The 275-nt window shown below is 69.5% G+C and carries 1 protein-coding gene; it reads right to left on the reverse strand.

Annotation, left to right across the window (positions count from 1 at the left end; genetic code table 11):
• Positions 1 to 275: AMP-binding protein (locus IJ15_RS25110; RefSeq protein ID WP_156112220.1), on the reverse strand; the 275-nt coding region annotated here is incomplete at both ends.

Consider the following 275-nt stretch of genomic DNA (forward strand, 5'->3'; position numbering starts at 1 on the left):
CGACGATGCGCTGCAGCATGGTCGGTACCAGTACCAGGGTGTCGGCGCGGTGCTCGGCGAGCAGGCGGACCGTGGTCTCGGGGTCGAAGCGGCGCTGCATCACCACGGTGTTCTCCAGCGCGAGACCCAGCGCCAGCTGTGAGATTCCGGTGCCGTGGAACGCCGGTGCGGCCATCAGAAGGGTCTGCTCGGGGCGCAAGGGGATTCGGTCGAGGAACTGTGCGGTGACGAACGGCGACATTCGACCGCGCGGCGCGCCCTTCGGGGTGCCGGTC

The sequence above is a fragment of the Prescottella defluvii genome (assembly GCF_000738775.1).
Classification (GTDB): domain Bacteria; phylum Actinomycetota; class Actinomycetes; order Mycobacteriales; family Mycobacteriaceae; genus Prescottella; species Prescottella defluvii.